Below are 20072 nucleotides of genomic sequence, written 5' to 3' on the forward strand. Positions count from 1 at the left end.
CGCCAGGGGACAGCGCCCGGCGAGCCGCCTTCCTACAGTGCCCCGGCACCGGAGGAAGACGATGGCCAGCACACCCCGCCGCCTGCGCCGCGCACGCGGCCTCACACTGATCGAATGTGCCGTCAGCGTCGGCATCGCCGCCGTCGTGCTGGGCATGGCGGCGCCGGGTTTTGCGTCGCTGCGCGAACGCGAGCGGCTGCGTGCGGTCGCCGCGCAGCTCGAGACCGACGTCGCTTTCGCGCGCAGCCTGGCGGTGGCGCAGTCGGACACGCTGCGGCTCGAGTTCGGCGGCGCACGCTGCTGGGTGCTGCACGACGGCCCGCCCGGATGCAACTGCGACGCCGACGGCCGGCTCGAGTGCGGCGAGCGCCGCGTGCTGCGCGTGATGGTGCTGGGCGCCGACCACCCGGTGCAGCTGCAATCGAACAGCCGCGCCATCGCCTTCGACGACCTGCGCGGCACCGTGACACCCACCGCCACCGTGCGCCTGTCGCTGCCCGACGGCAGCCAGCTGAACGCGGTCGTCAACCTGATGGGCCGGGTACGCTTGTGCTCGCCCAGCGGCCTGCCCGGCTACGCAGCTTGCTGAACCCGCGCCGCGGGCCGGCCCGGCCCCTCGAACGCGGGGAAACGCGCCGACGAGCGGCTGGCACCCGCCGATGAACGGTGACCAGCAGAACCAGGGCTGCGAATAATGGATCGCATGTCGCGTCGCCGCCGTCCGAGTTCCGGTCGCAGCCCCGCACCCGGGTTCACGCTCATCGAGCTGATGATCACCCTGGTGGTGCTCGGCATCCTCACCGCCGTCGCGCTGCCGTCCTTCCTGGACAGCATCCGCAAGAGCCGCCGCTCCGACGCCTACGCCGCGATCGCCGCGGTGCAGCAGGCGCAGGAGCGCTGGCGCAGCAACCACACCGCCTATACGACGGCACTCGGCGACCTCGGCCTGGGCAGCAGCAGTTCGTCGGGCCACTACACGCTCGAGCTCGCCGAGTCGGCGGTCGAAGGCGACAGCCTGGCCAGCGCCTACATCGTCACCGCACGCGGCAACAGCGACAGCAGCCAGGCCGGCGACAGCCGCTGCCGCAACATGAGCATGCGGCTGCGAGGCGGCAACCTCGAGTACGCCGGCTGCGGCAGCTGCTCGAGCTTCTCGTACGCCGCCACCCAGGAGTGCTGGAAACAATGACCGGCACGCGCCGCCTCCGCCCGCGCGGCCTGACGCTGATCGAGCTGCTGGTCGTCGTCGCGCTGCTGGGCACCGTGCTCGCGCTCGGCGCGCCCTCGTTGTTCGACTACATCCGGGTGCAGCGCCTGAAGAGCATCAGTGCCCAACTGACGACCGACCTGCAGTTCGCGCGCAGCCGCGCCGTCGGCCGCGACCTGTACAGCTTCGTGCTGTTCCCTTCGGGCAGCACGCTGCGCTGCTACACGCTCTACGAACTGCCGCCGACGGCCGACTCGATGACGGAACGCTGTGACTGCAGCCGCGGGCCCGGCGCGGCCTGCGAGGGCACGGTCGGCACCGAAGTGCGCACCGTCGTCCTGCCGGCCGCGGACGGCGTGCACATGGCGATCTCGGGCCGCAACCGCGGCTTCGGCTTCGACCCGGTGACCGGCGGGCTGATCACGAACAAGACCGACAAGCTCCCGGTGCCGCTGGACGAAATCGTCATCGACACGGTGCTCGATTCGACGCGCACGCTGCGAACGACGATAGGCCGCGCCGGCCGGCCCACCATCTGCGGCATCGGCAACGGGCTCGGGGTGCCGGCATGCTGAACCGACGCCGCTGCCAGCGCCGGCAACGCGGCCTGTCGATCGTCGAGCTGATGGTCGGCGTGACCGTCGGCCTGCTGGTGGTCGCGGCGTCGGCGCTGCTGGTGTCGGGCCAGCTGACCGAGAACCGCCGCCTGATGCTCGAGATCCAGGTGCAGCAGGACCTGCGCGCCAGCGCCGACATCATCGTGCGCGACCTGCGCCGGGCCGGCATCTGGAACGACGCCCAGTCCATCGGCGTGTGGTCGACCGAGAACCCGACCCCAGGCTGCAACCTCTACGCCACCGTGGTGCCCGACGGCAGCAGCATCGTCTACCACTACTACCGCTCGGGCGCGATGAACAGCCCGCTCGGCATCAAGCTCGAAAACGGCGTGCTGAAGACGGCGATCCAGGGCCCGAGCACCCCCTCGGCGGGCACGTGCGAACAGTCCACGACGCCGTCGAGCTGGCAGGAACTCACCGACAGCCGGACCTTGAAGATCACGCGCCTGAACTTCGAGCTGGTCGACGACGGCAGCGATCCCGAACCCCTGCCCTGCCCCAAGCTGTGCCCGAGCGGTGGCACCGAATGCTGGCCGCTGCTCAAGGTGCGGCTGCTTCAGGTGGACATCGAGGGCGAGGCGGTCAGCGATGCGAGCGTCAAACGCTCGATCTCGACGCGGGTGAAGCTGCGCAACGACTTCGTCGAGTACGTGCCGCCCAGTTCGACGCAGATGTGCCCGGCATGAAACGCTGCACGCCCTCGCTTCGCGCCAGCCGCCAGCGCGGCGTGGCGGCACTGGCCGTCGTGCTGATGCTGTTCTTCGTCGTCTCGCTGGTAGCCGCCTACACCAGCCGCAATCTGATCTTCGAGCAGCGCACCGCGACCAACCAGTACCGCTCGACGCAGGCGATGGAGACGGCCGAGGCCGGCCTGGGCTGGGCGCTGACCCTGCTCAACGCCGGCCGCATCGACGCCAACTGCGAACCCAGCGCCGCCGCCAGCGACACCAGTTTTCGCGAGCGTTATCTGGTCACGAATGCCGACACCGGCTACATCAGCCCGCACCGCGACGCGACCAGTGGCAACGTCGCGTTCGCGAGTTGCGTGCGCGACGGCGAATCCTGGAGCTGCCGCTGCCCGGCCGACGGCGCGGCGCTGCCCGTCCCGCCGACGAGCGACGGCCCGCATCCGGCATTCCGCATCGCCATCGTCAGCGAGGGCTCGCTGCCGGGCCAGGTGCGCGTCTACGCCAACGGCTGCACGCGGCTGCTCGAGGAGTGCCTGGCCTTCGATGCCGACATGATCGTGCCCTCGCCAACGGATTCCGTCGCGCGCGCCGTTGCGCCCTCGGGCGAAGCGGTGGCCTCGATCTCGACCGGGGCCGCGATGACCGGCCGCGTCGCCGCCGTCGAACGCGACGGCAGCAAGAACGTCACGGCGGCGCTGCCGCGCGACACGCTGACGGTGCGCGGCGACATCGGCCTGGGCGGCGGCAGCACGCTGACCGCGGGCCGCGGCAACAACGACGTCGGCTACGCGGTGCGGGCGGGCGGCACGATCGTCGGCGTCGAGGCGGCGGGCGCGGCGGGCACGCCGGACACAACGGCCCTGCGCCTGGCCAACGACCCGGTCCTGACCGCCCTGGCCGCGCCCGATCCGGCCATCGCCGGCATGCGCATGTTCGCCTCGATCTTCATGATGCGGCCCGAGACCTTCCGCGACCAGCCCGCGGCAGTGCTGCTCGACTGCGCCAGCTCGGCCTGCGACGGTGCCGCGCTCGCCGACGCCGTCGCGCGCAACCCGGGGCGCCCGATCTGGGTCGAAGGCGACTTGCGGCTCGACGGCAGCGGCGCGATCGGCAGCGCCGCCGCGCCGGTGCTGATCGTCGTCACCGGCGAGCTCGACTTCGACAGCGGCGGGCGCACCGTCAACGGCCTGATCTATGGCCGCGCCACCACCTGGCGCCTGAGCGGCCTGGCCCGGGTCAACGGCGCGCTGGTCGCCGAGAACGACCTGCAGATCGCCACCGACGCTGGCGGCGCGGTCTACCACGACGCCGAGATCCTGAAGCGGCTGTCGACGCTGACCGGCTCGTTCGTGCGCGTGCCGGGCAGCTGGAAGGACTTCCCATGAACAAGCCGTCGCGCCCGGTGCAGCGCGGCGTCTCGCTGGTCGAGGCGATGGTCGCGCTCGCGGTGATGGCGATCGGGCTGCTCGGCGTCGTCGGCCTGCAGGCCACGCTGCGCGCCAACGCCGACCTCTCGCGCCAGCGCAGCGAGGCCGTGCGCATCGCGCAGGATCGCATCGACCAGCTGCGCGCCTACACCTCGCTGGACGACATCAAGGGCGAGACCTACGACGGGATCGCGGCAGCTCCGGGCGAACGCATCACGGCCACCAACGTCAACACCGAGTACACGCTCTACCAGGACGTCCAGACGCTGGCTGCCGGCCGCGCCAAGACCGTCTCGGTCAAGGTCGCCTGGCGCGACCGCCGGTCCGAGACCGACAACCAGTGGGTCGATTTCGGCACGCTGGTCACCGGCGTGCCGCCGGCGCTGGCCGGCGCGCTGGTGCTGCCGGCGAACCAGACGGTGCTGTCGACACCCAGCGGCCGCAACCCCGCCATCCCGGTGCAGGCACAGGACAACGGGGACGGCAGCAGCACCTTCCGGCCACTGGGCGGCGAAGGCGTGGGCTGGGTCTTCAACAACGTCACCGGCGTCATCACCAGCATCTGCACGCCCGGCTTGCCCTGCGTCTCGACCAAAGCCTACCTGCTGGCGGGATACGTCCGTTTCGCGACCGGCCACGAGCCCACCGCCGCCGATGCCGAAGTGCCGTCGGCGATCGGCGAGACGGATCAGGACTCGGTTCTTTCGCCCTTCGTGACCGTGCAACGCACCGGCTCGCCGCTGCCGGCCGCCGACAGCTGCGTGCACCGGCTCTACGCCGGCTTCGTGGCCTATTGGTGCGCCGTGCCCCTGGGCACCGGCACGGCAGTCTGGTCGGGCCGCTCGACGCTGCACCTGTCCAACCTGGCGACGCTGCCGGTGGGCGACGTGCCCGACACCCGCAGCTCGGCCGACGCGGTGCGCGTGTGCCGCTACACGACGGCGCTGCGGCCGACACGCAACGTCGACCACCCGCTGGACTACGTCGACGTCGGCGGCGCGCTGACGAACCAGAACTTCCTCGTCATCAGCGCCGGCGACGGCAGCAACCGGTACGCCTGTCCCGCAGACGACCCCGATACGCAGCCGATGACGCTGACGCTGGAACACCAGCCCGAGCCGGTGCCGACGTCGACGACGCCTTAGCATCGCGGCGCGGCGCACCGCCGTGCCTTCGCCCCCGCCGCGCCCGATGTCACCGCTGGACCGCACCCGTCTGCTCGAAGCCCTGGCGCTCGCCGAAGGCTCGATCGGCCTGACCGACCCCAACCCGCGGGTCGGTTGCATCCTCGGCCACGAGGACGGCCGCGTCCTGGGCCGCGGCGCCACCCAGCGCGCCGGCGAGGCCCATGCCGAAGTTATGGCGCTGCGCGACGCCGCCGCCGCGGGCCATGACCTGCGCGGCGCCACCGCCTGGGTGACGCTGGAACCCTGCGCCCACCACGGCCGCACGCCGCCGTGCTGCGAGGCGCTCGCCGCCGCGGGCATCGCGCGGGTCGTCGTTGCCGTCGGCGACCCGTTCCCGCAGGTGGCCGGGGCCGGCATCGCGAGGCTGCGCGCCGCCGGCGTGCAGGTCGAACTCGCCGACGCCGACATCGCCGCCGCCGCGCGCGAACTCAACATCGGCTTTTTCTCGCGCGTCGAACGCGGCCGGCCCTGGGTGCGGATGAAGATCGCCGCATCGCTGGACGGCCGCACCGCGCTTGCCAACGGCGCCAGCCAGTGGATCACCGGCGCCGAGGCGCGCACCGACGGCCACGCCTGGCGGCGCCGCGCCGGCTGCGTGCTCACCGGCATCGGCACCGTGCTCGACGACGACCCGCGGCTGGACGTGCGCCTGGTTGCGACCGCGCTGCAGCCGATGCGCGCCGTCGTCGACTCGCGGCTGCGCACGCCGCCGACGGCGCGGCTGCTGGCGCCGCCGGGGCGCTGCATCGTCTTCGCTGCCGTCGACGACGGCGCCGGCGCCGCTCTGCGCGCCGCAGGCGCCGAACTCCGGCTGCGACCGGGCGCGGATGGCCGGGTGGCGCTGGACGCCGTGCTCGCCGATCTGGCCGCGCTCGGCGTCAACGAACTGCACGTCGAAGCCGGCGCACGCCTGAACGCGGCCTGGCTGGCCAGCGGACGGGTCGACGAACTGCTGGTCTACACCGCGCCGCTGCTGCTCGGAGAGGGCCGCGCCATGGCCGCGCTCGGGCCCTTCGACACCCTCGCCCAGGGTCTGCGTTTCGCCTTCGTCGGCTGCCAGCCGGTAGGCGCCGACCTGCGGCTGCTGGCGCGTCCGCTCGCCATCCCGGCAGCCCCCTGAACGCGGGCGCGCGCCGAGAGCGCCATGTGAATGGGGGGGCTTGGCCTAGGGGGGGCGCCTCTATGATCGTTCAGAGAGGTGCGCGGGCCTTTCCGTTCATTCGTGCGGATGGTCTGCGGCGGGAGGATGAGCGATGGGTTCCTTGCTGAACTGGGGTCGGTCGGCGCTTGCCGTCGCCGCCATGTGCGCCGCCGGGGCGAGCTTCGCGACGCCGGTGATCTACACCGGGCTCGACGCGAGCCCGAACGGGCAGGTACCGGCTGAAGGCGAAGCGGCGACCGCGAAGAACGAATTCGCCGCCGCCACGAGTTCCGCCAGCCTGAAGACGGAGAGCTTCGAGAGCTACGCCTACCTGAGCACGCCGCAGACCCTCTTCGGCGGGACCGTGAAGCTGCAGTCCGTGGACGAAGGCGGCGAGGGCTACGTCGGCAAGGAGACGCTCGTCGACGGCACGACGGCGGGGCGCTTCAACACCACGCCGGGCGCCGCATCCGCGCTGTTCTGGGAAACCTCGCAGTCGTTCACGCTGACCTTCGCGCAGGCGATCAACGCCTTCGGCTTCTATGCCACCGACATCGGCGACTTCGCCGGCGCGATCTTGATCACGCTGACGGGCAGCGACGGCACCCAGGAATACACGATCTACCCCGACGACACGCCGGCGCGGGACGAGCCGAACGCGATCACCAACGGCAGCCTGCTGTTCTGGGGGCTGGTCGACGAGGACTTCAGCTTCACCTCGCTGACGCTGAAGGTGCTGCAGGCCGACGGCCAGGACGACTACGTCGGCTTCGACGACCTGCTGCTGGCCAACGCCAGCACCGACCCGGGCACCGTGCCCGAACCGGCGACGCTGGCCCTGGCCGGGATCGCGCTCGCGGGCGCTGCCGTCACGCGTCGCCGCCGCAGCTGAGCGCCGTCCGGCGCCTGATTTCACGGGCGGACGCCGCGAGGCGTCCGCCCTTTCCTTTGGCGCCACCCGGCCGTGCCGGACGCGCCGCCTACAATTGCGACGATGTCGATTTCCCCCGTTCCCGAGCTGGTCGCCGAACTGGCGGCCGGCCGCATGGTCATCCTCGTCGATGAGGAAGACCGCGAAAACGAGGGCGACCTCGTCCTCGCGGCCGAGCACGTCACCCCCGAGGCGATCAACTTCATGGCCCGCTTCGGCCGCGGCCTGATCTGCCTGACGCTCACGCGCGAGCGCTGCGAGCGCCTGCAGCTGCACCCGATGGCGCTGCGCAACGGCACCCGGCTGGGCACCGCGTTCACGGTCTCGATCGAAGCCGCCACCGGCGTCACCACCGGCATCTCGGCGGCCGACCGCGCCCGCACCGTGCAGGCCGCGGTCGCGCGCGACGCCAAGGCCGCCGACCTGGTGCAGCCCGGACACATCTTCCCGCTGATGGCGCAGGACGGCGGCGTGCTGATGCGCGCCGGCCATACCGAAGCCGGCTGCGACCTCGCCGGCATGGCCGGCCTGACGCCGGCGGCCGTGATCTGCGAGATCATGAAGGACGACGGCACGATGGCGCGGCTGCCGGACCTGGAGGTCTTCGCACGCGAACACGGCCTGAAGATCGGCACCATCGCCGACCTGATCCATTACCGCAGCCGCAACGAGACGCTGATCCAGCGTGTCGGCCAGCGCCGCGTGACGACGCCGCACGGCGAGTTCGACTGCATCGCCTACCGCGACAAGAGCGGCGGGCTGCATCTGGCGCTGACGCACGGCCGCTGGACGCCGGCCGACGAAGTGACGGTGCGCGTGCACGAGCCCTTCACCGTCTTCGACGTGCTCGACGCCTGCAGCGGCACCCATTCCTGGCCGCTGCCGGCGGCGCTGGCGGCGCTGCAGGCGGCCGAACGCGGCTGCGCGGTGCTGCTCAACTGCACCCACGACATCGACACGCTGCTGCCGCAACTCGTGCCGCCCGAGGCGCGCGAACCCGCGCCGCGCACCCCGGCCGACCTGCGCACCTACGGCGTCGGCGCGCAGATCCTGCGCGAGCTGGGCGTGCGCCGCATGCGGCTGCTGGGCAACCCGCGGCGCATGCCGAGCATGGCCGGCTACGGCCTCGAGATCACCGGCTTCGTCGCCGCCCACGTCTGAAGGGACAGAGCAATATGCAAGAAGCCGATCAAGGCCAGGCGCTCGATCTCGACGGCAGCGGCCTGCGCATCGCCATCGTGCGGGCGCGATTCAACGACAAGATCACGAGCGCGCTGGCCGACGCCTGCCGCGCCGAACTCGCCGAACTCGGGGTCGAGCCCGGCGACGTGCGCGAGGTGACGGTGCCGGGTGCGCTCGAGGTGCCGGTGGCGCTGACCGCGCTCGCCGCCTCGGGCGGCTACGACGCCTTCGTCGCGCTGGGCTGCATCATCCGCGGCGAGACCTATCACTTCGAACTGGTGGCCAACGAAAGCGGCGCCGGCGTCACGCGCGTCGCGCTGGACCACCGCCTCCCGATCGCCAACGCCATCCTCACCGTCGAGAACGAGGCCCAGGCCTGGGCCCGTGCCGCCGACAAGGGCCGCGACGCCGCGCGCGTCGCCGTCGAGATGGCGAACCTGCTGGAAGACCTGTCTTGAGCACCGAACGCACCGCCGCGCGCAAACGCGCCGCGTCCAAGTCCTCGCGCCGCCGTTCGCGCGAGATCGCGCTGCAAGGCCTGTACGAATGGCTGATCAGCGGCGCCGAAGCCGCCACCATCGACGCCCACATGCGCGAGCAGGACGGCTTCGACAAGTGCGACCGCGCCCATTTCGACGCCCTGCTGCACGGCTGCATCACCGAAGCCTCGGCGCTCGACGCCGTGCTCTCGCGCCACGTCGACCGCAAGACCAGCCTGCTGTCGCCGGTCGAGCACGCGGTGCTGATGATCGGCGCCTACGAGCTGACGCACTGCATCGAGGTGCCCTACCGCGTCGCGATCAACGAGGCGGTCGAGCTCGCCAAGAGCTTCGGCGGCACCGACGGCCACAAGTACGTCAACGGCGTGCTCGACAAGGCCGCCGCCGAGCTGCGCCCGGCCGAGGTGGCGCAGCGCCGCGCCCAGGCATCCTGATGCGCATCGCCAGCCGGGTCGAGCGCATCGACCCGTTCTACGTGATGGAGTGCGCCAAGGCGGCCGACCGCATCGCCGCCAGCCCCGCCTGCGACCCGGCACGCGGCGGCGAGCCGATGATCTACCTGAACATCGGCGAGCCCGACTTCACCGCACCGGCCGGCGTGCAGCGTGCCGCCGAGGCCTGCCTGGCCGCCGGCCGCACGCAGTACACGCCGGCACTCGGCCTGACCGCGCTGCGCGAGCGCATCGCCGGCTGGTACCGCAGCCGCTGGGGCGTCGAAGTCGACCCGGCGCGCATCGCCGTCACCGCCGGCGCGTCGGCGGCGCTGCAGCTCGTCTGCCTGGCCTTGTTCGAGGCCGGCGACGAGGTGCTGATGCCCGACCCCAGCTACCCCTGCAACCGCCATTTCGTCGCCGCCGCCGGCGGCAGCGCGCGGCTGCTGCCGGCCACGCCAGAAGCGCGCTTCCAGCTCGACGCGGCTTCCGTCGCGGCGAACTGGACGCCGGCCACACGCGGCGTGCTGCTGGCCTCGCCGAGCAACCCGACCGGCACCTCGATCGCGCCGGCCGAGATGGCGGCCATAGCCGACACCGTGCGCGCGCGCGGCGGCGTCACCATCGTCGACGAGATCTACCTCGGCCTGGGTTACGACGAGGCCTTCACGAAGACCGCGCTCGCGCTCGGCGATGACATCGTCTCGATCAACAGCTTCTCCAAGTACTTCAGCATGACCGGCTGGCGCCTGGGCTGGGTGGTGCTGCCGACGGCGCTGGTCGCCCCGGTGGAGAAGCTGGCGCAGAACCTGTTCATCTGCGCGTCCTCGGTCGCGCAGCACGCGGCGCTGGCCTGCTTCGAGCCCGAGGCGATCGCCGAATACGAAGCCCGGCGCGCCGAATTCCGCCGCCGCCGCGACTTCATCGTGCCGGCGCTGGACGCGCTCGGCCTGGCGGTGCCGGTCAAACCCGACGGCGCCTTCTACGCCTGGGCCGACTGCTCGCGCTTTTCGCCCAGCAGCTGGGACTTCTGCATGCGCATGATGGAGCGCGCCCACGTCGCGATGACGCCGGGCCGCGACTTCGGCCCGGCCGCCGCCGAACGCTTCCTGCGCCTGTCCTTCGCCAACTCGATGAGCGAGCTGGAAGCCGCGATCGCGCGCCTGGCGCGCGAACTGCGGTGAGGCGCCGCCAGCCCCGCGCCCGCCGAGGCCGTTGCTGCACTGCCGCATAATCTTCGGCTTCCGATGTCTGCCGCCGCACCGTTCCGCCACCGCGTCCGCGTCTACTGGGAAGACACCGACGCCGGCGGCGTCGTCTACTACGCCAACTACCTGAAGTTCTTCGAGCGCGCCCGCACCGAGTGGCTGCGCGCGCTGGGCATCGGGCAGGAAGCCAACCGCGCCGCCACCGGCACCGTCTTCGTCGTCGCCGACGCCACCGTGTCCTACCGCCGCCCGGCGCGGCTGGACGACGAGATCGAGGTCACGGTCGAACTGCGCGAACTCTGCCGCGCCTCGCTCGTCGTCGCCCAGCAGGCCTGGCGCGGCGACGAACTGCTGGCCGAGGGCCAGATCCGCGTCGGCTGCGTCGCCGCCGAGACCTTCCGCCCCGCCCGCATCCCGCTTTCGATCTTCGACGCCATCCGATGAACCAGGACCTTTCGATCGTCTCCCTCGTGCTGCAGGCCAGCGCCGTCGTGCAGGTCGTGATGGCCGGTCTCGCGCTCGTCTCGCTGGCGAGCTGGACCGTCATCTTCGGCAAGATCTTCGGCCTGCGCACCGTGCGCGGCCGCAACGAAGCCTTCGAGCGCGAGTTCTGGTCCGGCCGCAGCCTGACCGAGCTGAACCAGGCGGCGACGAACAAGACCGACGCGGCGCCGATCGAACGCATCTTCGCCAGCGGCATGCGCGAGTTCCTGAAGCTGCGCGAAAAGCGCCTTGACGCCGGTGCGCAGCTCGACGGCGCACGGCGCGCGATGCGTGCGAGCTTCCAGCGCGAACTCGACGCGATCGAGAGCCACCTCAGCTTCCTGGCCTCGGTCGGTTCGGTCTCGCCCTATGTCGGCCTGTTCGGCACCGTCTGGGGGATCATGCATGCCTTCGTCGGCCTGTCCAACCTGCAGCAGGTGACGCTGGCCACCGTCGCGCCGGGCATCGCCGAGGCGCTGGTGGCGACCGCGATCGGGCTCTTCGCCGCGATTCCCGCGGTCATCGCCTACAACCGCTTCGCACGCGACATCGACCGCATCGCGATGCAGCTCGAGACCTTCATCGAGGAGTTCTCGAACATCCTGCAGCGCAACGCCGGAACCCCGGCGACGGGCGTCTGAGATGCCGGCAGTCGCCTCCCGCGGCGGCCGCGGCCGCCGCCGTTCGGTCAACGAGATCAACATGGTCCCGTTCATCGACGTCATGCTGGTGCTGCTGATCATCTTCATGGTCACCGCGCCGCTGATCACCACCGGCGTCGTCGACCTGCCTTCGGTCGGCAAGTCGCAGCAGCGGCCGAGCGCGGTGGTCGAGATCGTCGTCGGCAGCGACGAGACGCTCAAGCTGCGCCTGATCGACGGCAGCAAGGCCGGCGAGCCCGACGCGGTCAAGCTGCCGCAGCTCGTCGCCCGCGTGCGCGACGCGCAAGGCGGCAAGGCCGAGGTGCCGGTGGTCATCAGCGCCGACCGCAACGTCAAGTACGAGAGCGTGGTGCGCGTGATGGACACGCTGCAGCGCGCCGGCGTGCAGCGTGTCGGCCTCTCGGTCAAGCAGGGAGCCTGAAGCCGTGGCGCAGGACGCGCTGCAGCCCCGCCCGCCCGACAGCCTGCTGCCGGCCGGGCTGCTGGCCTTGCTGGTGCACGTGGCGCTGATCATCGCGCTGACGGTCAGCGTCGACTGGCATTCGTCCGAACCCGAGACCATCAGCGCCGAACTCTGGGCCGCGGTGCCGACCGTGGCCGCACCGCCGCCAGCGCCCGAACCGCCGCCGCCCGAACCCGAACCCGAGCCCAAGCCGGAACCGAAGCCGGCGACACCGCCGCCGGCGCCGCCCAAGGCCGCCCCGGACCGCGACGCCGAGATCGCCGTCGAACGTGCCGAGCGCCGCAAGAAGGAAGAGGAGCGCGAGAAGCGCGAACTCGCCGAGAAGCAGGCCGCCGAGCAGAAGAAGGCGCGCGACAAGGCCGAGGCCGACAAGAAGGCCAAGGCCGAAGCCGAGAAGAAGGAAAAGGAAAAAGAGAAGGCCGACGCCGAGCGCCAGGAACGCGAGGCGCAGAAGAAGGCCGACCAGCAGAAGCAGGCGCAGCAGAAAGCCGAGGCCCAGCGCCTGGCCAAGCTGCGCGAGGACCAGCTGAAGCGCATGCAGAACTCGCTCGGCGGCAGCGGCACCGGCGCCGCCACGTCCACCGGCACCGCCGCACGCGACGCCGGGCCGTCGGCGTCCTATGGCGGCAAGCTGCGCGCGCTGATCCGGCAGAACATCGTCTTCGCCGATTCGGTGGCCGGCAACCCGGTGGCCGAAATCGAGGTGCGCGCCGGCCCGACCGGCACCATCATCGCGCGCCGCCTGCTCAAGTCCAGCGGCGTGCCCGCCTGGGACGAAGCGGTGCTGCGTGCGATCGACCGCATCGGCACGCTGCCGCGCGACGTCGACGGCCGGGTGCCGTCGAACATCGTCATCACGTCCCGGCCCAAGGACTGAGTCTGGGCACGGCAGGCTCCAAGGCCTGCTACGCCGCAGTCGGGCCGGAACGCGATTTCACGCGCGCCGGCGGATCAGCTCTCCGCGCCGCCACCCACCCGCAGATCCTCCCGCGTGCGCCAGGCCGTGCGCAGCGCCAGCCGCACCGCCTCGACCTGGGTCGCGAGCGGCAGGCTGGGCGCGCCGCGCTGGCGTGCCGCCTGTTCGGGCAGCAGCGGCAGGTGCATGAAACCGCCGCGCACGCCGGGGCGCGTGGCCAGGCGGTGCATCAGGCCGTAGAAGACGTGGTTGCAAACGAAGGTGCCGGCGCTCTGCGACACCGAGGCCGGCAGGCCCGCGTCCTGCAGCGCCGCGACCATCGCCTTGATCGGCAGCGTCGAGAAGTACGCCGCCGGGCCGCCGGCGACCACCGGCTGGTCGACCGGGCACGCGCCGGCGTTGTCGGCGATGCGCGCGTCGTCGACGTTGATCGCGACCCGCTCCAGCGTGAAATCGGGCCGCCCGCCGGCCTGGCCGAGCTGCAGCACCAGCGCCGGCGCGTGCCGCGCCAGCCCCGCGTCCAGCAGCTCGAGCGCGGCGCCGAAGACGCAGGGCAGGCGCAGCGCCTCGATGCGCAGTCCATCCAGGGGTTCTCCCTGAAGCGCGGCGCAAACCTCCCACGAAGGATTGATGGATTCGCCGCCAAAGGGCTCGAATCCGGTCAGTAGCAAAACCGGTTGCTTCATTTCTATCGAGTTAATGGACCTTTAAGCGCGCCGTCACACAGTGATGCCGTGACGACAAAACCCATCGCCGACGCCGAGCCCGAACGCTGGACGATACGCGCCAGCAGCGAAACCCTGTTGCTGGCCGCCAGCGTGTTCTGGGCGCTCGCGGTCAACCAGCGTTTCTTCGCCAGCGCCGTGGCCGGGCAGAACCTGGGCAGCAGCATCGGTTTCATCGCCGCGCTCGGCGCCGCGCTGGTCGCGCTGCACTTCCTGCTGCTGGCGCCCTTCATGACGCGGCTGACGATCAAGCCGCTGCTGGCGCTGGTGCTGGTCGCGACCGCCTTCGCCGCGCATTACATGGACGAGTTCGGCATCTACCTCGACCCGTCGATGCTGCGCAACGTGATGCGCACCGACGTCGGCGAGGCGCGCGAGCTCTTCACCGCTTCGCTCGTGCCCGACCTGCTGCTGCTGGCCGTGCTGCCGCTGCTCGTGCTCTGGCGCGTGCGCGTCGTGCGCCGGGGCTGGGCGCAGGCGCTGGGCGTGCGCATCGCCGCCATCGGCCTGGCCGCAGCGGTGCTGGTCGGCGTCGTCGTCGCCCAGTACCAGCCGCTGGCCTCGCTGATGCGCAACCAGCACGAGCTGCGTTACCTGGTGACGCCGGCCAACTACCTGTGGTCGCTGGCCAGCGTCGCCGGCCGCGAGGCGCGCGCCGCCGGCCCGAAGCGCACGCTCGGCGCCGACGCCCGGCCCGGCCCGAGCTGGCGCACCGGCGAGCGGCCCAAGGTGGTGGTCTTCGTCGTCGGCGAGACCGCACGCGCCGCCAACTGGGGGCTGGGCGGCTACGCCCGCCAGACCACGCCCGAGCTCGCGGCACTGCAGGTCGTCAACTTCCGCGACGTCACCAGCTGCGGCACGAATACCGAGGTCTCGGTGCCGTGCATGTTCTCGGCCCTGGGCCGGCGCCACTACGACGAGAGCACGATCCGGGGCAGCGAATCGCTGCTGCACGTGCTCGCACGCGCCGGCGTCGGCGTGCGCTGGCGCGACAACCAGGCCGGCTGCAAAGGTGTCTGCGACGGCCTGCCGACAGAGACCGCCGCCGCGGTCGCGCCGAAGGCACTGTGCCCCGACGGCCGCTGCCTCGACGACGCGCTGCTCTCGGGCCTGGACGGCTGGCTCGAGCAGGTGCAGGGCCGGCAGCTGCTGGTGCTGCACCAGCTCGGCAACCACGGCCCGGCGTACTCGCGCCGCTACCCGCCGGCCTTCGAACGCTTCAAGCCGGCCTGCCAGGACGAGGACCTGCGCCACTGCTCGCGCCAAGAGATCGTCAACGCCTACGACAACGCCGTGCTCTATACCGACCACGTGCTGGCGACGCTGGTGCGCACGCTCCAGGCGCACGCCGACCGGGTGGACGCGACGCTGGTCTACGTCAGCGACCACGGCGAGTCGCTGGGCGAGAACAACTTCTACCTGCACGGCCTGCCCTGGCCGATCGCCCCGGCCGAGCAGAAGAAGGTGCCGATGATCGTCTGGTCCACGGCCGACGGCACGCTCGACACCGCCTGCCTGGCGCGCCGCGCCGCGCAGCCGGCCAGCCACGACAACCTGTTCCACCTGATGCTCGGGCTGCTGGACGTGCAGACCTCGCTGTACGAGCCCGCGATGGACCTGGGCGCCGGCTGCCGACGCGAGCTGACCCCGTGACCCGGGCCCACGGGGTCCCGCGCGACCTGGTCGTCACGCTGGTGGCGCTGCTGCCGGTACTCGCCTGGGACATCAGCGGCCTGGACCTGCCGGTCGAACGCCTGCTCGGGACCGCCGCCGGCTTCGGCTGGCGCAGCCACTGGCTCACCAGCATCGTGCTGCACCAGGGCGGGCGCGCGCTCGCCTGGATCGTCTTCGGCCTGCTCGTCGTCAACGTGCTGCGGCCGCTGGCCGGCTGCTCGCTGCCGCGTGCAGAGCGCTTGCGCTGGGTGCTGGTGACGCTGGCGGTGCTGGCCGTCGTGCCCGTGTTCAAGGACATCAGCGCGACCAGCTGCCCCTGGTCGCTGGCCGAGTTCGGCGGCAGCGCCGCCTACGTGCCGCACTGGCAGCTGGGCCTGAGGGACGGCGGCCCGGGCGGCTGTTTCCCGTCGGGCCATGCGACCTCGGCGGCGGCCTACTTCACCGGCTGGTTCGCGCTGCGCACGCGCCACCCGCTGGCGGCGCGGCGCTGGCTGGCGCTGGCGCTGCTGCTGACCCTGCTCTTTGGCGCCGGCCAGGTGCTGCGCGGCGCGCACTACGTCAGCCACGTGCTCTGGGCCGCCTGGTTGTGCTGGGCCGCGGCGGCGCTGACGGCGCCGCGGCCGGCACCCGCCGCCGCCTACGCTGCGCCGTAGCCGCCGCCGCCCGGCGTCTCGACGACGAAGACATCGCCCGGCTGCATCGCCACCGAGCCGATATGGCCCAGCGGCTCGACGCGGCCGTCGGCGCGTTCGACCCGGTTCACGCCCACCGCCCCCGGCGCGCCGCCGGCCAGCCCGAAAGCCGGCACCTGGCGCCCGTTGCTGAGGATGGATGCGGTCATCGCCTCGAGGAAGCGGAGGCGGCGCACACCGCCGTCGCCGCCGCGCCAGCGGCCGGCGCCGCCGGAGCCGGCGCGCAGCCTGTAGCTCTCCAGCAGCACCGGGAAGCGGTGCTCCAGCACTTCGGGGTCGGTCAGGCGCGAGTTCGTCATGTGCGTCTGCACGACCGCGGTGCCGTCGAAGCCGCCGGTCACGCGCCCCGCGGCGTCGAAGACGGCGCCGGCACCCGAGCCGCCGGAAATCGTCTCGTAGTACTGGTGGCGCTCGTTGCCGAAGGTGAAGTTGCTCATCGTGCAAGGCCCCGAGGCCATCACGCCGAGCGCGCCGTAGAGCGCGTTGGTGACACACATCGAGGTCTCGACATTGCCCGCCACCACCGCCGCCGGCGGCCGCGGGTTCAGCATCGAGCCCTCGGGCACGATCACCTTCAGCGGCTTCAGGCAGCCGGCGTTCAGCGGGATGTCGGCGTCGACCAGGGTGCGGAAGACGTAGAGCACCGCCGCCATCGTCACCGCCTTGGGCGCATTGAAGTTGTTCGGCAGCTGCTCGCTGGTGCCGGAGAAATCGATCGTCGCTTCGCGCGCGCCAGTGTCGACGGTGACCTGCACGCGGATCACGGCGCCGTTGTCCAGCGGCAGTTCGAAGGCGCCGTTCTTCAGCGCACCGATGACGCGCCGCACCGACTCCTCGGCGTTGTCCTGCACATGGCCCATGTAGGCCGCGACCGTCTCGCGACCGTACTGGGCGACGATGGCGCGCAGCTCGTGCACGCCCTTCTCGTTGGCGGCGATCTGGGCACGCAGGTCGGCCAGGTTCTGCTCGGGGTTGCGCGCCGGGTGCGGGCCCGACGCCAGCAGCGCGCGCATTTCGGCTTCGCGCAGCCGGCCGTCCTGCACCAGCAGCACGTTGTCCAGCAGCACGCCTTCCTCGGCGATGGTGCTCGAGAACGGCGGCATCGAACCCGGCGTCGAACCGCCGATGTCGGCGTGGTGGCCGCGGCTGGCGACGAAAAACGCCGGCTTCGCATCGGCCGCGTCCAGGTAGACCGGGGTGACGACGGTGACGTCGGGCAGATGGGTGCCGCCGTGGTAGGGGTCGTTGAGCGCGTAGACCTCGCCCGCTTGCATGCCGGGGTTGCGCTCGATGACGCTGCGGATGCTCTCGCTCATCGAGCCCAGGTGCACCGGCATGTGCGGTGCGTTCGCGATCAGCCGGCCCTCGGCGTCGAAGAGCGCGCAGGAGAAGTCGAGCCGCTCCTTGATGTTCACCGAGTAGGCGGTGTTCTGCAGCCGCGAGCCCATCTGCTCGGCGATGCTCATGAACAGGTTGTTGAACACCTCCAGCATCACCGGGTCGGCCTCGGTGCCGGCGGCGTGCACGGCGGCACGCGGCAGCACACGCTCCAGCTCCAGCGGCCCGCCAGGCGCGCCCGGGTCGGCCGCCAGCGTGGCGGGGCGCACACGCGCGCGCCAGCCGGGTTCGACGACGGTGGTGGCGTTGCGTTCGGCCAGGATCGCCGGGCCGTCGACGACGGCGCCGGCGCGAAGCTGCTCGCGCACGTAGAGCCCGGCGTCCTGCCAGCCGCCGCTGTAGACGCGCACGCGCGCCGCGGCCTCGGGCACGAAGGCGGCGGGTTCGATCGGCGCGGCGGCTTCGTCGAAACCTTCGCCGGCGGCGACGGCCTCGACCGAAACCGCTTCGACGACGAGGCAGCGCCCCGGCATCACGAAGGCAAAACGCAGCCGGTAGGCGGCTTCGAAGGCGGCCGCGAGCGCGGCGACGCCGTCGCCTGCTGCCAGCGCCAGTTCGAGCGCGGTGTCGGTGCCGGCGTAACGCAGCAGCAGGCGCGGGCGCAGCTCGATGCCTTCGGGCGCGACGCCCTGCGCCACCAGCTCATCGCTTGCCGCGCCGCCGAGCTGCTGCAGCCGCTCGCGCGCCGCGGCCAGGCCGGTGGCGTCCAGCGGCTGCTCGAGCGAGGCTTCGCGCATCACGATGCGATCGGCCAGCCCCATGCCGTAAGCCGAGAGCACGCCGGCCAGCGGGTGCACGAAGACACGCGTCATGCCCAGCGCGTCGGCGACGCCGCAGGCGTGCTGGCCGCCGGCGCCGCCGAAACACTGCAGCGTGTAGCCGGTGACGTCGTAACCGCGCGCCACCGAGATGCGTTTGATCGCGTTCGCCATGTTCTGCACCGCGATCGCGACGAAACCCTCGGCCAGCGCCTCGGGCGTGGTCTCGCGCCCGGTCGCGGACACGACCTCGGCGGCCAGCGCCTGGAAACGCGCGACGACGCCGTCGCGGTCCAGCGGCTCGTCGGCGCCGGGGCCGAAGACCCGCGGGAACCAGGCCGGCTGCACGCGCCCCAGCAGCACGTTGGCGTCGGTCGTCGCCAGCGGCCCGCCGCGGCGGTAACACGCCGGGCCGGGGTTGGCGCCGGCACTCTCGGGGCCGACACGCAGGCGCGCGCCGTCGAAAGCGAGGATGGAGCCGCCGCCGGCGGCCACGGTGTGGATGCTCATCATCGGCGCGCGCATGCGCACCCCGGCGACCTGGGTCTCGAAGGCGCGCTCGAACTCGCCGGCGTAGTGGCTGACGTCGGTGCTGGTGCCGCCCATGTCGAAGCCGATCACCTTGCCGTGGCCGGCGGCCAGCGCCGTGCGCACCATGCCGACGATGCCGCCGGCGGGCCCGGACAGGATCGCGTCCTTGCCCTGGAACCGCGTCGCTTCGGTCAGCCCGCCCGAGCTCTGCATGAACAGCAGGCGCACGCCCGGCATGTGCGCGCCGACACGCTCGACGTAGCGCCGCAGGATGGGCGACAGATAGGCGTCGACCACCGTCGTGTCGCCGCGCGGCACGAACTTCATCAGCGGGCTGGTGCGGTGCGAGACGCTGACCTGCTCGAAACCGGCGGCGCGTGCCAGGCGCTCGGCCGCCGCCTCGTGCGCCGTGTGGCGCCAGCCGTGCAGGAAGACGATGGCGCAGGCGCGCAGCCCGGCGGCGCGCGCCGCGGCCAGCTCGGCCGCCAGCGCCGCTTCGTCCAGCGGCTGCAGCACCGTGCCGTCGTCCTGCACACGTTCGTCGGCCTCGGCGACACGCGCGTAGAGCAGCTCGGGCAGCACGATGTGGCGCTCGAACAGCCGCGGCCGCGCCTGCCAGGCGATGCGCAGCGCGTCGCGGAACCCCCGCGTCGTCACCAGCAGCGTCGGTTCGCCCCGGCGTTCGAGCAGCGCGTTCGTCGCCACCGTCGTGCCCATCTTCACGCAGTCGACGCGCTCGGGCGTGATCGGCTCGCCGGGTGCCAGCCCGAGCAGGCGGCGCATGCCCTCGACGGCGGCGTCCTCGTAGTGCTCGGGGTTCTCCGACAGCAGCTTGAGCGTGTGCAGCGCACCCGCCGGGTCGCGGCCGACGACGTCGGTGAAGGTGCCGCCACGGTCGATCCAGAACTGCCAGAGCCTCTTCCTCACGCCTTGCTCCTCGACGCCGCCGAATCGCGGCCCCGGCGAGTCTAGAAGCGCCGCGGCCCGATGCCGCTGCGGCGAGACCCTGAACCCGGGTGGGGCAAGACCCGCCATCTGCGCCACTTTCACCGCTTTGTTCGAGCCATGGCAGCCGCCGCCGCTTCCTAGCATCGGAAACTCGGCACCATGGACCGGGGAATTGCCCCTGTCCGTCCGCGCCGTCCTGCCCGCACCCGAGATGACCGACCTCTCCATGCCGCTGCCGCCCCCGGGCCCCGGCGGCGGATAACCCGGCAGCGGCGGCGTCGGCCAGGCGAAGGGCTCGTGGC

Annotated in this window: 20 protein-coding genes; 18 read left to right on the forward strand and 2 right to left on the reverse strand. The window is 72.0% G+C overall.

Features of this window, described 5'->3' with window-relative positions:
* Nucleotides 1-61: 61 nt before the first annotated feature.
* The 16 genes from CKO43_RS13195 to tolA all read left to right on the forward strand — a co-directional run bounded on the left by CKO43_RS13195 (nt 62) and on the right by tolA (nt 13005).
* Nucleotides 62-589: a GspH/FimT family pseudopilin gene (locus CKO43_RS13195; protein WP_200378929.1), complete on the forward strand. Its 528-nt coding sequence runs from the start codon at nt 62-64 to the stop codon at nt 587-589.
* Between the two features lie 114 nt (nt 590-703).
* Nucleotides 704-1189 (forward strand): type IV pilin protein, encoded by a 486-nt coding sequence (locus CKO43_RS13200; protein ID WP_200378930.1) that lies wholly within the window; start codon nt 704-706, stop codon nt 1187-1189.
* Nucleotides 1186-1782 (forward strand): pilus assembly FimT family protein, encoded by a 597-nt coding sequence (locus CKO43_RS13205; RefSeq protein WP_200378931.1) that lies wholly within the window; start codon nt 1186-1188, stop codon nt 1780-1782. The genes CKO43_RS13200 and CKO43_RS13205 overlap by 4 nt, the downstream gene beginning before the upstream one ends.
* Nucleotides 1776-2510 (forward strand): PilW family protein, encoded by a 735-nt coding sequence (locus CKO43_RS13210; protein ID WP_200229008.1) that lies wholly within the window; start codon nt 1776-1778, stop codon nt 2508-2510. Before CKO43_RS13205 ends, CKO43_RS13210 begins: the two co-directional genes overlap by 7 nt.
* Nucleotides 2507-3898 (forward strand): pilus assembly PilX family protein, encoded by a 1392-nt coding sequence (locus CKO43_RS13215; protein ID WP_200378932.1) that lies wholly within the window; start codon nt 2507-2509, stop codon nt 3896-3898. Before CKO43_RS13210 ends, CKO43_RS13215 begins: the two co-directional genes overlap by 4 nt.
* Complete coding sequence (locus tag CKO43_RS13220; RefSeq protein WP_200378933.1) at nt 3895-5085, forward strand: prepilin-type N-terminal cleavage/methylation domain-containing protein; 1191 nt, start codon at nt 3895-3897, stop codon at nt 5083-5085. The genes CKO43_RS13215 and CKO43_RS13220 overlap by 4 nt, the downstream gene beginning before the upstream one ends.
* A gap of 46 nt (nt 5086-5131) precedes the next feature.
* A complete protein-coding gene (gene ribD / locus CKO43_RS13225) occupies nt 5132-6247 on the forward strand; it encodes a bifunctional diaminohydroxyphosphoribosylaminopyrimidine deaminase/5-amino-6-(5-phosphoribosylamino)uracil reductase RibD (protein ID WP_200378934.1) in 1116 nt (371 codons plus the stop codon).
* 133 nt (nt 6248-6380) lie between these two features.
* Nucleotides 6381-7160 (forward strand): PEP-CTERM sorting domain-containing protein, encoded by a 780-nt coding sequence (locus tag CKO43_RS13230; RefSeq protein WP_200229001.1) that lies wholly within the window; start codon nt 6381-6383, stop codon nt 7158-7160.
* A gap of 102 nt (nt 7161-7262) precedes the next feature.
* Nucleotides 7263-8360, forward strand: coding sequence for a bifunctional 3,4-dihydroxy-2-butanone-4-phosphate synthase/GTP cyclohydrolase II (ribBA, locus tag CKO43_RS13235; RefSeq protein ID WP_200228999.1), 1098 nt, complete (start codon nt 7263-7265; stop codon nt 8358-8360).
* A 14-nt stretch (nt 8361-8374) separates the two neighbouring features.
* Nucleotides 8375-8839, forward strand: a complete 465-nt coding sequence (ribH, locus tag CKO43_RS13240; RefSeq protein WP_200228997.1) for a 6,7-dimethyl-8-ribityllumazine synthase — start codon at nt 8375-8377, stop codon at nt 8837-8839.
* Nucleotides 8836-9315 carry a transcription antitermination factor NusB gene (gene nusB, locus CKO43_RS13245; protein WP_200378935.1) on the forward strand — a complete coding sequence of 160 codons (480 nt, stop codon included), beginning with the start codon at nt 8836-8838 and terminating at the stop codon, nt 9313-9315. The genes ribH and nusB overlap by 4 nt, the downstream gene beginning before the upstream one ends.
* Nucleotides 9315-10496 carry a pyridoxal phosphate-dependent aminotransferase gene (locus CKO43_RS13250; protein WP_200228993.1) on the forward strand — a complete coding sequence of 394 codons (1182 nt, stop codon included), beginning with the start codon at nt 9315-9317 and terminating at the stop codon, nt 10494-10496. The genes nusB and CKO43_RS13250 overlap by 1 nt, the downstream gene beginning before the upstream one ends.
* Nucleotides 10497-10559: 63 nt before the next feature.
* A complete protein-coding gene (ybgC, locus tag CKO43_RS13255) occupies nt 10560-10964 on the forward strand; it encodes a tol-pal system-associated acyl-CoA thioesterase (RefSeq protein WP_200228992.1) in 405 nt (134 codons plus the stop codon).
* Nucleotides 10961-11644, forward strand: coding sequence for a protein TolQ (gene tolQ / locus CKO43_RS13260; RefSeq protein WP_200228991.1), 684 nt, complete (start codon nt 10961-10963; stop codon nt 11642-11644). Before ybgC ends, tolQ begins: the two co-directional genes overlap by 4 nt.
* Before the next feature lies 1 nt (nt 11645).
* Entirely contained in the window at nt 11646-12086 is a 441-nt protein-coding gene (locus CKO43_RS13265) for an ExbD/TolR family protein (RefSeq protein ID WP_200228990.1), read from the forward strand.
* Nucleotides 12087-12090: 4 nt separating this feature from the next.
* The gene (gene tolA, locus CKO43_RS13270) at nt 12091-13005 is read left to right on the forward strand and encodes a cell envelope integrity protein TolA (RefSeq protein WP_200228989.1); all 915 of its coding nucleotides are present in this window, start codon (nt 12091-12093) and stop codon (nt 13003-13005) included.
* Nucleotides 13006-13079: 74 nt separating this feature from the next.
* Here tolA and pcp read toward each other — a convergent pair whose 3' ends face one another.
* Nucleotides 13080-13730, reverse strand: coding sequence for a pyroglutamyl-peptidase I (pcp, locus tag CKO43_RS13275; RefSeq protein ID WP_200378936.1), 651 nt, complete (start codon nt 13728-13730; stop codon nt 13080-13082).
* Between the two features lie 48 nt (nt 13731-13778).
* Here pcp and CKO43_RS13280 point away from each other — a divergent pair, with 48 nt between their 5' ends.
* Both CKO43_RS13280 and CKO43_RS13285 read left to right on the forward strand, forming a co-directional pair.
* The gene (locus CKO43_RS13280; protein WP_200378937.1) at nt 13779-15422 is read left to right on the forward strand and encodes a phosphoethanolamine--lipid A transferase; all 1644 of its coding nucleotides are present in this window, start codon (nt 13779-13781) and stop codon (nt 15420-15422) included.
* Nucleotides 15419-16096, forward strand: a complete 678-nt coding sequence (locus CKO43_RS13285) for a phosphatase PAP2 family protein (RefSeq protein ID WP_200378938.1) — start codon at nt 15419-15421, stop codon at nt 16094-16096. The genes CKO43_RS13280 and CKO43_RS13285 overlap by 4 nt, the downstream gene beginning before the upstream one ends.
* On the opposite strand, the gene CKO43_RS13290 is transcribed toward CKO43_RS13285, so the two are convergent.
* Nucleotides 16081-19749 carry a hydantoinase B/oxoprolinase family protein gene (locus CKO43_RS13290; protein WP_346728253.1) on the reverse strand — a complete coding sequence of 1223 codons (3669 nt, stop codon included), beginning with the start codon at nt 19747-19749 and terminating at the stop codon, nt 16081-16083. The two genes, CKO43_RS13285 and CKO43_RS13290, sit on opposite strands and share 16 nt — an antisense overlap.
* Between the last annotated feature and the right edge of the window lie 323 nt (nt 19750-20072).

Origin of the sequence: Rubrivivax gelatinosus, from assembly GCF_016583785.1 — a bacterium.
GTDB classification, from domain to species: Bacteria; Pseudomonadota; Gammaproteobacteria; order Burkholderiales; family Burkholderiaceae_C; genus Rubrivivax; species Rubrivivax gelatinosus_B.

What these genes read in the sequence shown, in the direction of transcription:
- CKO43_RS13195 (WP_200378929.1), top strand. Translation starts at nt 62, where the DNA reads ATGGCCAGCACACCCCGCCGCCTGCGCCGCGCACGCGGCCTCACACTG.
- CKO43_RS13200 (WP_200378930.1), top strand. Translation starts at nt 704, where the DNA reads ATGTCGCGTCGCCGCCGTCCGAGTTCCGGTCGCAGCCCCGCACCCGGG.
- CKO43_RS13205 (WP_200378931.1), top strand. Translation starts at nt 1,186, where the DNA reads ATGACCGGCACGCGCCGCCTCCGCCCGCGCGGCCTGACGCTGATCGAG.
- CKO43_RS13210 (WP_200229008.1), top strand. Translation starts at nt 1,776, where the DNA reads ATGCTGAACCGACGCCGCTGCCAGCGCCGGCAACGCGGCCTGTCGATC.
- CKO43_RS13215 (WP_200378932.1), top strand. Translation starts at nt 2,507, where the DNA reads ATGAAACGCTGCACGCCCTCGCTTCGCGCCAGCCGCCAGCGCGGCGTG.
- CKO43_RS13220 (WP_200378933.1), top strand. Translation starts at nt 3,895, where the DNA reads ATGAACAAGCCGTCGCGCCCGGTGCAGCGCGGCGTCTCGCTGGTCGAG.
- ribD (WP_200378934.1), top strand. Translation starts at nt 5,132, where the DNA reads ATGTCACCGCTGGACCGCACCCGTCTGCTCGAAGCCCTGGCGCTCGCC.
- CKO43_RS13230 (WP_200229001.1), top strand. Translation starts at nt 6,381, where the DNA reads ATGGGTTCCTTGCTGAACTGGGGTCGGTCGGCGCTTGCCGTCGCCGCC.
- ribBA (WP_200228999.1), top strand. Translation starts at nt 7,263, where the DNA reads ATGTCGATTTCCCCCGTTCCCGAGCTGGTCGCCGAACTGGCGGCCGGC.
- ribH (WP_200228997.1), top strand. Translation starts at nt 8,375, where the DNA reads ATGCAAGAAGCCGATCAAGGCCAGGCGCTCGATCTCGACGGCAGCGGC.
- CKO43_RS13250 (WP_200228993.1), top strand. Translation starts at nt 9,315, where the DNA reads ATGCGCATCGCCAGCCGGGTCGAGCGCATCGACCCGTTCTACGTGATG.
- ybgC (WP_200228992.1), top strand. Translation starts at nt 10,560, where the DNA reads ATGTCTGCCGCCGCACCGTTCCGCCACCGCGTCCGCGTCTACTGGGAA.
- tolQ (WP_200228991.1), top strand. Translation starts at nt 10,961, where the DNA reads ATGAACCAGGACCTTTCGATCGTCTCCCTCGTGCTGCAGGCCAGCGCC.
- CKO43_RS13265 (WP_200228990.1), top strand. Translation starts at nt 11,646, where the DNA reads ATGCCGGCAGTCGCCTCCCGCGGCGGCCGCGGCCGCCGCCGTTCGGTC.
- pcp (WP_200378936.1), bottom strand. Translation starts at nt 13,730, where the DNA reads ATGAAGCAACCGGTTTTGCTACTGACCGGATTCGAGCCCTTTGGCGGC.